Below are 12882 nucleotides of genomic sequence, written 5' to 3'. Positions count from 1 at the left end.
TATTTCATCTATCTGCAGACGCCATTCACCCATGGCGAAGACGGCATCCAGGGCATCCCGCAGGGCTACCTGTTCGGAATTTTCAACCTCGCCAAGCCGACCGTGCTTTACTACGTCATCCTGGTCGGTTTCCTCGGCGGCTTTCTCCTGATCTTTCGCACCATCAACTCGCCGTTCGGCGAGGTGCTGAAAGCCATCCGCGAAAACGAGCCGCGCGCGATTTCACTGGGTTACAAGACCGACCAGTACAAGCTGCTGGCCTATATCCTGTCCGGGACGCTCGCCGGTTTCGCCGGTTCGCTGAAAGTGTTCGTGGCCCAGAATGCCTCGCTCACCGACGTGCACTGGACGATGTCGGGCGAAATCGTGCTGATGACGCTGGTCGGAGGTCTCGGCACCGTGTTCGGTCCGGTGGTCGGCGCCTTCGTGATCATCGCCATGCAGCAATATCTGGCCGGTTTCGGGCAGTGGGTGACGGTGATCCAGGGCGTCATCTTCGTGGTCTGCGTGCTGACCTTCCGCCGCGGCATCGTCGGCGAAATCGCTCGGCGCTTCAACACTCACTTGTAGAGTCGTGCCCCATGGCGTGGTCATCCAACAGATTAATGGGGCAGCGTGAGAGAGAAACGTCGAGCCTCTCGAAGACATGAGATGGGTGGCATTCTTGCGATCTGGAACGATTGCACAAGTAGGGCACGAGGCCGCCTACGAAGAGTGGTATCAAGATGAGCATTTGATGTTGGACAAAATCATTGGGACGGACTGCCACGCGTATACCAGGCGGCCTTTTGAATCGGCGTGTGGGACGGTGAAAAGCTGGACGCTCGGGGCTTACTCAGAACACGGCAGGCGTCGCTCGGACACGCCAAGTTCACCAACACTGATTCGAAGGCGCGGCGAAGCGCGGGCCAGGCAGTTTCCCCGGACGGCCTCAACCAGGATCATCTTGTCCAGCGCCGGCGACCAGATCGAGCAGTCTTTGGCGGTGCGCATAGAGCGGCGAGCGACTGTGGCGCGTGCCGGGCAATTCAGCTACACTGCTCGTTGTCGCCCACCGCTCGATCCAGCGGATTGCGGTCGACCCGCCGAGACCGAGCACCCGCGCCGCTTCCCGTCTGTCTCGTCGTCTTCGACAAGCGCGATGCCCTCGCCCTGTCGAGTATCCCTTCGCCATCGCGCGACCCCCCGTTGCTGTCAAAGCAACCGGAATCTGATTTGCACGCCTTTGGGAACTCCTTGATGTTCCAATTCCCATCAACCGAAAGCCGCTCTAGTTGTGGAGCCTTAACAGGTTGTCCTCGGTCAGGCCGGCGCGCCACTTCGTCAAGCGATCGCTGAAGTCGCCGAAGCGATCGCTGAAGGAGGCGCGCGAAATACTGGCGAACGCCGCTTGGGAAGCTCTCCGCCTTCCCACCAGATGCAGCTCATCCGTTCCGAATGTCGCAGTCCGCACACCAAGCAAAGCTTGCCTATCTGCCTGGGGCTGCCTTCGATCACCCGATGGAAGCATGAACACATTCTTGAGGCGGCCTACAATCTCACGCGCGTCATGAACATTAAAGGGCATGAACCGCTATTCGCGGGAGCCGAACCAGCTCGCCAGATGTCCCCGCCATCATCACTCATCGCGTTTAGGTTTAGTGCCGCTCATACTGCGTAGGAAGCGCTCGATAGCGCGTCTAAGAATGGAATCAGCAAAGTCCTTTCTGGGCAATGCGAGTTGGCTAATGACGAGCCCATTGATCAAATTTGTGAGCAGCGCAGCGTCGGCAGACGCGTCCCGCGATCCGAGCTTCTTGAATGTTCCTTGGACGACGCTCACATAACCTCTGCCCCAAGCCTGAATGATCGGTCGCAAGCTGGGATCCCGTGCAGCGGCTAGATGAAGTTCATAGATGATGATTCCCCTCCTTCGATCCTCGACCATATCGTGAAAGGAATGGTAAGCGATTATTCTGGCTAATATGGAGGGATCGCAGGTTTCTCGGTCGACCGTCTTCCATGTCTGGGAGAGTCTCTCAATGCTTTGACGAGCGACCTTCTTCAGGGCTTCTCTTATCAAGGCTTTCGTCGAACCGAAATAGTACTTTACCGCGCCGTGGCTGGCGGCAGCTTCCGCAACTACCGAGCGCAAAGTCACTGCGCCGGGACCGTCTCGAACAATAATACGAAATGTCGCATCGAGAAGTGCCGAGCGTTTCCGAGCGCCGCGGGGAGTAAGATCGTCGCTATCAGCATCCAAAAGCACCTCGTCGATCGGGCTATCCATGGACAACAATTTCCAACCTCCCCTAAGGCCCCCGTCAAGTCTGCGGCGCGGAAGCACCTCTCAGTTGTCATCCTAGCACCTGCCGTACATCGGCGACACTGCGTCCCGTCGATCGGAAATCTCCGCGCTACGGCGATCTGTCAACGTACTTGACAAAGGTGGCTCGCAACGAATAGTACTCCAAACGGAGTATTTACAGAAGGTCAAAGGATGGGCGCGCTCGAAAACAAAGTCGCTCTGATCACTGGAGGGAACAGTGGCATAGGGCTTGCGACCGCGAAGCTGTTCAAAGCAGAGGGCGCCCACGTCATCATAACAGGTCGCAATGCCGAAACCCTCGCGAGCGCGCAGTCCGTCTTGGGCGAAGCTGCAATCGTCGTGCAGGCGGACGTGGCGAACCTGGATGACCTGGACCAGCTGTTTGCAACCATCGAACAACGCCACGGTCGGCTGGACGTCATTTTTGCGAATGCCGGCGTGGCTTCTCCGTATCCACTTGCGCAGATCACGGAAGCTCAGTTCGACAATCTCTTCGACATCAATACCAAGGGCACATTTTTCACGGTGCAGAAAGCGCTGCGTCTCCTTCGCCCGGGGGCTTCGATCGTCCTGAACGCCTCGATCGCACAGTACACGGGTGTGCCGGGGCTGTCTGCCTACGGCGCCAGCAAGGCGGCCGTGAGAGCGCTGGGGCGTCTTTTCGCCGCTGAATTGGCGGTCCGGGAAATCCGGGTTAACGTGGTTACGCCAGGTCCGATAGCTACGCCGATTTGGAATCGTGCCGCTCCCGGCAGTCTGGATCCCAACATTGAGGCGCAGCTTATTGCGCGCGTGCCACTCGGCCGCATGGGGCAACCCGAAGAAATTGCTCAAGCCGTTCTCTTTCTTGCATCACCAGCGTCGAGCTTCACGACCGGCGCCGAAATCCTCGTCGATGGAGGTGTGGTTGATTTGCCTGCAGCCGCGGGTTCCAGGGCGCGTCCATAAGGCAGTATTCGCACGGCATGGACGAGTATTTGTTGCGGTCTTTAAATGCTCCAAATGGAGAAGATATGGAGGTTCTTATGAAAGGGGTCGTCAGACTCGATCATCTCTTCGAAACGGAAAAGCAGATCCGGTTCGATCGCGACTTTCTGTCCGGCTGGGAGTTGTACGACACGTGGGATGAAGTCGAAGTGGGGCGCACGCACAAGGCGCCGCACGACTATCTCGTCAAGGCGGAAGACCTCATCTATTACAACCGTGCGGTCGGGGAAACCGACCCGATCCTGATCGACCAGCAGGCAGCGCATGCGCGTTCTCCGACCGGCAACGTAATCGCGCATCCGACTTTCCTGGTGTCGATGCTGTTCTACTGTCTCGGGTCGCAAGGCGCAGGAACCTGGCTGAGGACGCCTGGCGCGCGAAATCCCTTTCAGGACATCGAACTGTTCGAACCAATTTACGTCGGGGAACGCATTTCGCTCAGTTTTACGACAGTCGATCGGTTCGTACGCCGGGGCAAGCACTACATCACCAATCAGAACGACTTCACGGGAAGCGGCAACGCATTGAAGGTGAGGGCATATGGCACCTTGATCCTTCCGTCCACGCGCGAAGAAGTCCGACGCTTCGTCACCGCCTGAAAGGACTGCAAGATGACGCACATTCGGTTCCAGGACGTAAACGTTGGCATGCTTCTGGAAGGATTCGAGCAGTACATCTCGCAAGAGTACATCGACAGATACGCAGTCGCCTCGCTCGATCTCAATCCGGTGCACATAGACCCGGATTGGGCGGCTCGCGCCGAGGTATTCGGTCAGCCCCTTACCGTGCTGCATGGCATGGCAACGATGTCGCTGATGGCATCAGTCGTTACGCGGGCCTGGGGCCCGGCGGTCGCGATCACACGAATGAGAAGCAAGTTCACAAAGCCAGTCTGGGTGAACCAGTTGCTCACGTTGCGGGGCGTCGTCCAGGATCTTCACTATCTGAATCCTGGCCGCAACTATGCGATGGTTCACGTCGAAGCCATTGATGCCAAGGACGACCTCGTTGGCTTGTGTGACTTTGACGTTCGCCTTCCGGGCTGATTGAGGCGGGTCATGGATTGGACCATCGCAGATCTCGTACGGTGTGGTGTCGGTGAAGATCCGGCGCGTCCGGCGCTTTCGTTTGAAGGACGTGTCTGTAGCTACGGTGAACTCGATGACGCTTCCAGCCGTGTGGCAACCGGATTGCTGCGTCATGGGATGGCGCCGGGAGATCGCGTTGCAGTGCTGGCCAAAAACTGCCCTCAGCAATTCGAGATCATAGCGGGTGCGAGCAAGGCCGGTGCCGTCATCGTGCCGATAAACTGGCGCCTGTCGCCGTCGGAAGTCGCCTATATTCTCAAGAATTGCGAAGCCCGCGTTCTGTTCGTGGGTCCGGAGTTCGAGTTGCTCGTCGCGGAGATACGGGGGGAACTGGAGCACCTGGCCGAGTATTTCGTGGTCGGCGCGAGCAACTCCCCGAACAGCTATTCCGGGTGGAGGGATGCCCACGACGCCGAGGATTCCCGCTATCCCGTTCAGCCCGACGACGTCGCGCTGCTGCTCTACACTTCGGGTACGACCGGACGCCCCAAGGGCGTGATGCTGACAAGCAGGAATTTGTTCACTCTGCTCAATGAAGTCGGCCCGATGTGGGGCTTGGGCGACAGCACGCGCTCCATCGCCTGCATGCCGCTGTTTCACATAGGAGGCATCGGCTGGGCGCTTGCCGCCTTGCGATTTCGCGGCCTCGTCGTTCTCGTCCACACCTTTGACGCCGAGGAGCTGCTCGCCGTCATTGCTCGGGAGCGTGCGACGCACGTCAACCTCGTGCCCGCCATGATCAACGCACTGGTAGCCTCACCGTCCGTGCGCACTCAGGATCACTCGAGTCTCGAGATGATTCTCTATGGCACTGCGCCCATCGGCAAACAACTTCTCGCCGATGCTTTGCGCTCGTTTGGCTGCGCGTTCGTTCAGGTATACGGGCTGACCGAAACGACGAGTGCAATTACCCAGCTGGATGCTTCTGATCATCGGAGTTCGGTGGATGGAATCCTGAACTCGGCTGGACGGCCCTATTCCTGGGTAGAAGCAAAGATAATGAACCCGGCAACCCTGATGCCTTGCAAGGCGAACGAGCCAGGCGAGCTTTGGGTTCGATCGGCACAAAACATGCGGGGCTACTGGCGCGACCCCGATGCGACTGCCTCGGTTATCGTCGACGGCTGGCTTCGGACGGGCGATGCCGGCCACTTTGACACGGCAGGATATCTCCATCTGACGGATCGATTGAAGGATCTCATCGTCTCCGGCGGCGAGAACATCTACCCGGCAGAATCGGAAAAGATCTTGCTGGAACATACAGCCGTATCCGACGTCGCCGTTGTCGGCGTACCCGATTCAAAATGGGGCGAGGTGGCGAAGGCGATCGTGGTTGTAAAGCCCGGGCATAGCGTCTCCGACCAGGAGCTCATTCAATACGTTCGTCAGCGCCTGGCTCACTTCAAGTGCCCCTCCTCAATAGAGTTTGTCGAATCGCTTCCGCGAAATGCCGCCGGCAAGGTGATTAAGAGGCAGCTGCGGGAGCCGTACTGGCGAGGCCACCAGCGGCGTATCAACTAGTCGTCGGAACGGCAGTACGCAAAGCGCCTGATTTAGTGATGGTAAACACGGAGACTTGGAATGCGCTCGTTTCGTCAATTGTTTCAATGGGGTCTGATCGCCGTCGCAACCGGGGCAGCTTCGCTGGGGGTAACAACTCCGTCCCTTGGGCAGAAAGCAACATTCCCGGGGGTCACGGAAACCGAAATCAGGATCGGCAATACGGCGCCCTACAGCGGTCCTGCGTCCGCATACAGTGCCATCGCCAAGACTGAGGCGGCGTATTTCACCAAAATCAACACTGAGGGGGGAATCAACGGGCGCAAGATCAAATTCATATCCCATGACGATGGCTACAGTGCGCCGAAGACGGTTGAGCAGACGCGTAAGCTCGTCGAGGGGGACGATGTGCTGCTGGTGTTCCAGACACTCGGGACGCCTCCGAATAGTGCGATCCAGAAGTACATGAATCTGAACAAGGTTCCGCATCTCTTTGTTTCAAGCGGAGCGGCGAAGTTCAGCGACCCAAAGACGTTTCCCTGGACGATGGGGTGGAATCCTACACTGGAGAACGAGGGCCGGATTTACGGTCGCTACATCCTCGACAACCATCCCGGTGCCAAGATTGGCGTACTTTATCAGAATGACGACTATGGCAAGGAAATGCTGAACGGCTTGCGTGATGCACTAGGCACTAGAGCCAATGCGCTCATCGTCGCGCAGTTGTCCTATGAAACCACAGACCCGACGATTGATTCGCAGATTGTCAAACTCAAGAGCTCAGGTGTCGACCTCTTCGTCAATATTTCAACGAACAAAGCCGCTGCGCAAGCGATCCGCAAGATCGGCGAACTGGGCTGGAAGCCGGTTCATATCGTCAACAGTGTCGCAAACTCCGTCGGCGCCGTACTGGAACCTGCTGGACTGGAGTTGTCCAAGGATTTGCTTTCTGCTGGATATATTATGGATCCGACAGATCCTTCCTGGAAGGAGACCGAGGACTACAAGGTTTGGCAATCCTTTATGGATGAGTACTATCCATCGGGAGATAAGAACAACATTATGACTGCCTACGGATACACAGCCGCGCAAGCTCTCGTGCAGGTCTTGAGGCAATGTGGAGATGATCTCAGCCGCACGAATGTCATGAAGCAGGCCGCGAACCTTAGGAATTATCGACCTCTGATGCTCTTGCCCGGTTCCGAGATCAACACCAGCTCCGACAACTACTCAGTGGTTCGCAAGATGCAGATGATGCGTTTCGACGGAAAGCGTTGGCAGTTGTTTGGTCCGTTGCTTTAAACGGGGTATCAGATCGGAGTCGTCGCTGGATGGATGACGAGGAGCTCAAATGCCTACCCGCAAGGTCCCGCGCTCCATCCACAAAAGGGCCCGAGACGTTGCGCGCGACATCGCGAAGACCGATGCCTATATTAGATCGCGCCGTGAACGGAAGAGGATCGAGATGCTGTTCGCACATCTCAAGCGCATCCTGCGCCTCGATCGGCTCAGGCTGAGAGGTCGATTTCGGGCGCCGCTCACATGTCCAACACATGATGGCGCACAAAATCCACGGTATTGCACGATGCAATTCCCGTCTTGGAGCGCCATCGCCGTACCCATTTGATTCCGTAGGGCCGCGCCGCCAGAGTTTGCCACTTCGCGCGACGGATGCCAAGGTCCGGCAGCAAGGCTACTACCCGACCGTTGCCATGCATAGCGCGCGTCGAGAGCGGGCGGGAAGTCGAGATTGGATAGTGTACGAAGCCATGTGCGTTGTGCGTTCAGCGCGGCATTGTGCAAAGCAGAGATTGATAACAACGGCCGTGTGCGCATGCCGCGCCAGCGACCGTCGTTGCTGTACATCAGCCAACTGCCGCCTGGAATACGAAGCCTGTAAACAATGCACCGAGCATGGCAAGGCCGAGGTACGCGGCAAACACCTTCCTTGGCGTGATTGCCCAGACGGCAAGTGCAGCGGGAATGGATGTGACGCCGCCGCCGATCAGAAATGCCATCGCTGCTCCTGGTGCCATCCCTCTCTCGATAAGGCCGGCGACAAGTGGCAACGCGGCGTTGCCATTGAGATAGCTCGGGACGCCCACAAGCGTAGCGACAGCGATCGATAGCAAGCTGCCGTCTCCGGCAACGTGCGCAATGAAGTCGCCCGGCACGTACGCCACCATCAGGCTTTCGAGCATAAAGGCCAGGAGTAGCCACTTTCCGAGGAACAGCGCGTTTTGGCGCGCTGAGCTGGCGAAGGCTTCGCGGCGGGCAGGCTCAGTCCAAAATAGCCACTCGACAGCCTTCGGATTGCGGATTTTGGTGCCGGCACCGCCACCGTTCCCGACGCCGTCACGTAACGCGGGGCTGGTGAGGAATCCGATCCGCAGAAGCGCGAGGACCCCAAAGCCCCCGAGCAGACCCACGACGGTCGCGGCGATGGTCTTAGCCACCGCAAACTGGAGACCAAGCACGCCCACCGTGAGGAAGAACATCGAGGGATCCATCAGCGGCGAGGCAAGCCAGAACGCCATCACCGGCGCGAGCGGCACACCGCTCGCGAGCAGCGCGGCGATCACTGGGATCACGCCGCAAGAGCAGAAGGGCGATAACGCGCCCACGAGGCTCGCGAAAAGAACCATAAGCCAGATCCGGCCGGTGAAGGCTTTCGCAATCAGATTCTCGGCGCCGCTTGCCTTGGCATACGCGGCGAGCGCGACCGACAGCATGAAGAAAGGTAGAATGCCCCATACGGACTTTGCCGTGAACGTCACCGACGCCGTGGCCTGATACGGAACGGCTACCGCGAGCGTTGACAAAATAAGCATTGGCGCCGCAAATTACGCGAACCAGGGTCGGGCTAGGGTCATGGCTGAGAACGAGGGCCTGGTGCGCCTCTATGCCGAGCGTGGCTCGGGGAGGTTGGTTGGGGCGGAGATGTTCGGGCCGAGGGTCGAACACATGGCACATCTTCTGGCCTGGAGCTGCCAGCAAGGCTTGTCGGTGCCGACCATCCTAGAGATGCCGTTCTACCACCCGGTACTCGAGGAAGGCCTGCGCACAGCCTTGAGAGAACTGGCCCGAAAACTCGATCTAGCTCCTCAGCGCTGCGAGGACGAAGCTGACAACCCGGGTTGCTGATCGGTGACCAGCGGCACGCTGAGTTCCTGGCGTTCCTGGCGGACCGCCTTGTGCCTTTCGGCGCTCTGATCGTCCGCTCGATCTCGAACAGGGCGTCGATCCGGCGCACCGCCTCCAGCGCCGAGATCGCGGCGCATTTCGCCGAAAAGGCCCGCCCGGATAGCGGACAGCTTCGAGACGGGGATCGCAGCGCATGGTGGCCGGATCGTCACGCCGCGGCATGGCGCGCCTCGCTTGCAAGATCCATCCGCCGGCCCAGCGGATCACCGCAATCCCGATTCGGAGGCGAGATGACGAAGTCCCGCGAGCCGCATAATGGATTGGGCGGCAAGCTTTTGCGCGAGTTCCATGCTGCTTTGGTCGTGCGCGCTGTCCGCATCGCCCAGATAGATGTTCGACAGCTGTTCGGCGCGGCGCAGCGCGCGGCGCTTGATCTGTTCAATGTCTCCGGACGCGGGATCGGCGCCGACCTCATGGGGCATCAGGAAATGCGGCGGCAGGCAGGCGCGTTCCATGGTCAGGACATGGTCGCGTTCCGCGGGTGCCAATCCGTGCGACCAGGCGATGATGTCCCTGAGCAGAAGACTTTCCAGCAGCGCCGCTGAGGCGGGCTCGTCGGCTTCACTGGACGCCGCGGCCTCGTCGCCGACGGTCTTCCGCTCGGCCCGCCAGGCCAGCCGACGCCCGCGGCGCCACAGATTGCCGTCGGACAGCGCTTCGCGCGCGAAGCCTTCCGCCGTCTGCCTGACCAGGGGATCTTCGGCCAACGCGATGACATAGGTCCAGAACACGAAGGCGCGCTGGCGTTGGAGCGCCGCGAGCGTCCAGGCAGTGTAAGGCGTCGCCAGGCTGGAATTGCCGATGTCCGCGATCTCAGCCGAGGGAACCAGATCGATCGGCGCCCAGCGCAGATCGGACGCATCGGGATGCTTGCGGCAGGCGACAAGGCAGGCTGCGGACAAGCTGTCGCAGCGATTGTGCTCGCGTTTCGCAAGGATCTCGAATACGGGGCGCACCACAGCGAGGCGCTCATCCGTCTGCGCGGCAAGTGCGCCGTATTGCTGCGTGGCCTTCTGCGCTTGGTCGAACGCAATGGCATAAAGCTCGCTGAGGCTTCGCACGGGAACTGGCGGCACTGCGGTCAGAAGCGGGTCTTTGCGCATGTCGGATGCTCTCTCAAAATAAGTTTGAACCAATCAGAGTGTGAAATTTGATCCAGCGCAACTGGCGGTCTTGCATCTGTGTTCTATGGCCTTCAATCTAGAACAACGCGTTCTGCTGAAATCTGGAAGACATTTTGCGAAAATCCGTCAATATCTATGCCCTTTTGGGGATTCTGGCCGTTTTCGGCTGGATTGCCATGCTCGGAGAGGCGCGCGCCGCGGGCCGTCTCGGCGAATACCTTGGCAAGGCCGAGCCGGCCGAACTGGTGGCCGGCGCGAATCGCTTTGGGCCGCCGCAGGGCGATCCGGCGATTGTGCCCGCACTGAAGGACGATCAGCTGCTCGGCTTCGTCTATCTCAACTCCGACTTTGCCAATGCGACCGGTTATTCCGGCAAGCCGATCCAGCTTCTGGTCGGCATCACGCCGAAGGGCGTGGTGACCGGCCTCAAGATGGTGGAGCACAAGGAGCCGATCGTTCTGCTCGGCATTCCGGAAAAGCGAGTGGTCGATGCCGTCAACAAGCTGATCGGCGCGGACATGGACCGCGTCGCACGCGGCACCGCGCCCGCCCCGCAGGTCGACATCGTCAGCGGCGCGACGGTTACCGTGCTGGTGATGGGCGACAGCATCGTCCGTTCCGCGACCAAGCTGATCAAGGGCGGCCGGCTCGGCGGCCAGGGCGGCATCGCGGCCGCTGCTGCGGCGCCGCAAGCCAGGAAGACGATCGATCCCGGCAAAGGCGAGATTCGCGACTGGGAAACGCTGGTCGGTGACGGTTCCGTGCGGCGGCTGGTACTTTCCGTCGACGACGTCAACAAGGCCTTTGAAAAATCCGGCAACGCCGCGGCCGCCGCGCATCCGGAAGAGGGCGACCCTGACGACACCTTTATCGATCTCTATGTCGCCGACGTTGCGGTGCCGGCCATCGGCCGCAGCCTGCTCGGCGACGACGGTTACAATCGGCTGGCCGGCCGGCTCAAGCCCGGTCAGCAGGCCCTCGTCGTCGCGGGATCTGGGCGTTACTCGTTCAAGGGGGCGGCCTATGTCCGCGGCGGCATCTTCGACCGCGTCGAATTGATCCAGGACACCAACAGCATCCGCTTTCGCGACCGCGACCACACAAGGCTGGGAAGCCTTGAAGCCGAAGGCGCGCCGCACTTTCCAGAAATTGCGTTGTTCGTGCTGCCGCCGGAATTCACCTTCGATCCGACCGAACCCTGGGTGCTGCAATTGCTGGTGCAGCGCGTGGTCGGCGCCAAGGACAAGGCCTGGCTCACCTTCGACCTCGGCTACACGCTGCCGGACGGCTACATCAAGCGCGAGCCGGCGGCGCCGGCGCAGCAGCAGGCTGCCACATCCGCCGCGCCGCCGCCCGCGGTAGCCGCAGGGCCGGCAAAACGCGCCGCCGGGACTCCCTTCGTCGCCGAAGACGAGCCGTTGTGGATGAAGATCTGGCGCGGCAACGTCGTCAGTATCGGCATCACGATCGCAGCACTCGGTGCGCTGACCCTGATCTTCTTCTTTCAGAACAGCCTGGTGCGCCGGCCTCGGGTCTACGTCTGGGTCCGCCGCGGTTACCTGCTGTTCATTCTGGTATGGCTCGGCTGGTACGCCAACGCTCAGCTCTCGGTGGTCAACGTCCTGACCTTCGCCAATTCGCTGCTGACCGGTTTCAGCTGGGAATACTTCCTGTCGGCGCCGTTGATCTTCCTGCTTTGGGCCGCGATCGCGGCCGGATTGCTGTTCTGGGGGCGCGGGCCGTTCTGCGGCTGGCTCTGTCCGTTCGGCGCGCTGCAGGAATTGCTCAACAACATCGCCCAGGCGATCAAGATCCCGCAATACCGTTTGCCATGGGGCCTGCACGAGCGGCTGTGGCCGATCAAATACATCATCTTCCTCGGCCTGTTCGGCATGTCGCTGTATTCGACCGCGCTCGCCGAGCAACTGGCCGAGGTCGAGCCGTTCAAGACCACCATCGTGCTGAAGTTCGCGCGCGAATGGCCCTACGTCATCTACGCCCTGACCACGTTGTCCGCGGGCCTGTTCGTCGAGCGGTTCTTCTGCCGCTACATGTGCCCGCTCGGCGCAGCGCTGGCGATTCCCGGCCGCGTCAGGATGTTCGAATGGCTGCGGCGCTGGCCCGAATGCGGCTCGCCCTGCCAGCGTTGCGCCAAGGAATGTCCGGTGCAGGCGATCCACCCCGAGGGTCACATCAACGTCAATGAGTGCATCTACTGCATGCATTGCCAGGAACTGTATTTCGACGATCACCGCTGCCCGCACATGATCCAGGTGCGGCTGAAGCGCGAGAAGCGCGATGCGCTGTCGTCGCCCTCGATGCGCAGCGGCGGCACGGGACCGAACACCATCATCACCGCCGGCGGCAAGCCGATCAACCTGCCGCCGGTCGGCGCCATCACGCCACCACCAACCTGAAAGCCTAGGAGGGCTATTATGAGCGACAACGAAAACGGAAAGGGCGTCAGTCGGCGTACCTTGCTTGGAACGACCGCGGCGGCCGCAGGTGTCGGCCTTGCCGGAGGCGCCGCGCTCAACGCCACGACTGCCGATGCGCAGACCAAGGCAGCCGCGCCGAAGGCGCCGGCCGCGCGGCCCGCGGTGCTGCACAAGGCCGAAGTGGCTCCCGGCGAACTCGATGAATATTACACCTTCTTCTCCAGCGGCCAGTC

11 protein-coding genes and 2 pseudogenes are annotated in these 12882 nt (G+C 60.3%); 10 read left to right on the top strand and 3 right to left on the bottom strand.

The window, feature by feature from the left end; genetic code table 11:
* Positions 1-570, top strand: a 570-nt coding sequence (locus Q7T45_RS22320; RefSeq protein ID WP_304873635.1) for a branched-chain amino acid ABC transporter permease, incomplete at its 5' end; no start/stop codon positions are given.
* 1048 nt (positions 571-1618) lie between these two features.
* Here the strand turns inward: Q7T45_RS22320 and Q7T45_RS22315 are convergent.
* Positions 1619-2269 carry a TetR/AcrR family transcriptional regulator gene (locus tag Q7T45_RS22315; RefSeq protein ID WP_304873634.1) on the bottom strand — a complete coding sequence of 217 codons (651 nt, stop codon included), beginning with the start codon at positions 2267-2269 and terminating at the stop codon, positions 1619-1621.
* 210 nt (positions 2270-2479) lie between these two features.
* Between Q7T45_RS22315 and Q7T45_RS22310 the strand changes: the two genes are divergently transcribed.
* From Q7T45_RS22310 to Q7T45_RS22285, 6 genes and pseudogenes are all read left to right on the top strand, one after another.
* The gene (locus Q7T45_RS22310; protein ID WP_304873633.1) at positions 2480-3256 is read left to right on the top strand and encodes a glucose 1-dehydrogenase; all 777 of its coding nucleotides are present in this window, start codon (positions 2480-2482) and stop codon (positions 3254-3256) included.
* Between the two features lie 77 nt (positions 3257-3333).
* A complete protein-coding gene (locus tag Q7T45_RS22305) occupies positions 3334-3894 on the top strand; it encodes a MaoC family dehydratase N-terminal domain-containing protein (RefSeq protein ID WP_304873632.1) in 561 nt (186 codons plus the stop codon).
* Positions 3895-3906: 12 nt separating this feature from the next.
* The gene (locus Q7T45_RS22300) at positions 3907-4341 is read left to right on the top strand and encodes a MaoC/PaaZ C-terminal domain-containing protein (protein WP_304873631.1); all 435 of its coding nucleotides are present in this window, start codon (positions 3907-3909) and stop codon (positions 4339-4341) included.
* 12 nt (positions 4342-4353) lie between these two features.
* Positions 4354-5904 (top strand): long-chain-fatty-acid--CoA ligase, encoded by a 1551-nt coding sequence (locus Q7T45_RS22295; RefSeq protein WP_304873629.1) that lies wholly within the window; start codon positions 4354-4356, stop codon positions 5902-5904.
* 60 nt (positions 5905-5964) lie between these two features.
* A complete protein-coding gene (locus Q7T45_RS22290; protein ID WP_304873628.1) occupies positions 5965-7185 on the top strand; it encodes an ABC transporter substrate-binding protein in 1221 nt (406 codons plus the stop codon).
* Positions 7186-7237: 52 nt separating this feature from the next.
* A pseudogene (locus Q7T45_RS22285) lies at positions 7238-7405 on the top strand (transposase); the annotation flags it as partial.
* Between the two features lie 343 nt (positions 7406-7748).
* On the opposite strand, the gene Q7T45_RS22280 reads toward Q7T45_RS22285, so the two are convergent.
* Positions 7749-8714, bottom strand: a complete 966-nt coding sequence (locus tag Q7T45_RS22280; protein ID WP_304873626.1) for a permease — start codon at positions 8712-8714, stop codon at positions 7749-7751.
* A gap of 40 nt (positions 8715-8754) precedes the next feature.
* Between Q7T45_RS22280 and Q7T45_RS22275 the strand changes: the two genes are divergently transcribed.
* Complete coding sequence (locus tag Q7T45_RS22275) at positions 8755-9027, top strand: hypothetical protein (protein WP_370691339.1); 273 nt, start codon at positions 8755-8757, stop codon at positions 9025-9027.
* Positions 9028-9290: 263 nt separating this feature from the next.
* Here the strand turns inward: Q7T45_RS22275 and Q7T45_RS22270 are convergent, their stop codons facing one another.
* Positions 9291-10190: a hypothetical protein gene (locus Q7T45_RS22270; RefSeq protein ID WP_304873625.1), complete on the bottom strand. Its 900-nt coding sequence runs from the start codon at positions 10188-10190 to the stop codon at positions 9291-9293.
* Positions 10191-10387: 197 nt separating this feature from the next.
* Here Q7T45_RS22270 and Q7T45_RS22265 point away from each other — a divergent pair, with 197 nt between their 5' ends.
* Both Q7T45_RS22265 and Q7T45_RS22260 read left to right on the top strand, forming a co-directional pair.
* A complete protein-coding gene (locus tag Q7T45_RS22265; RefSeq protein WP_304873637.1) occupies positions 10388-12628 on the top strand; it encodes a NosR/NirI family protein in 2241 nt (746 codons plus the stop codon).
* A gap of 18 nt (positions 12629-12646) precedes the next feature.
* Positions 12647-12882: pseudogene (locus Q7T45_RS22260) on the top strand (TAT-dependent nitrous-oxide reductase); the annotation flags it as partial.

The organism is Bradyrhizobium sp., assembly GCF_030646015.1.
In the GTDB taxonomy this organism is placed as follows: Bacteria; Pseudomonadota; Alphaproteobacteria; order Rhizobiales; family Xanthobacteraceae; genus Bradyrhizobium.
This window is presented reverse-complemented; position numbering and strand designations above follow the sequence as displayed.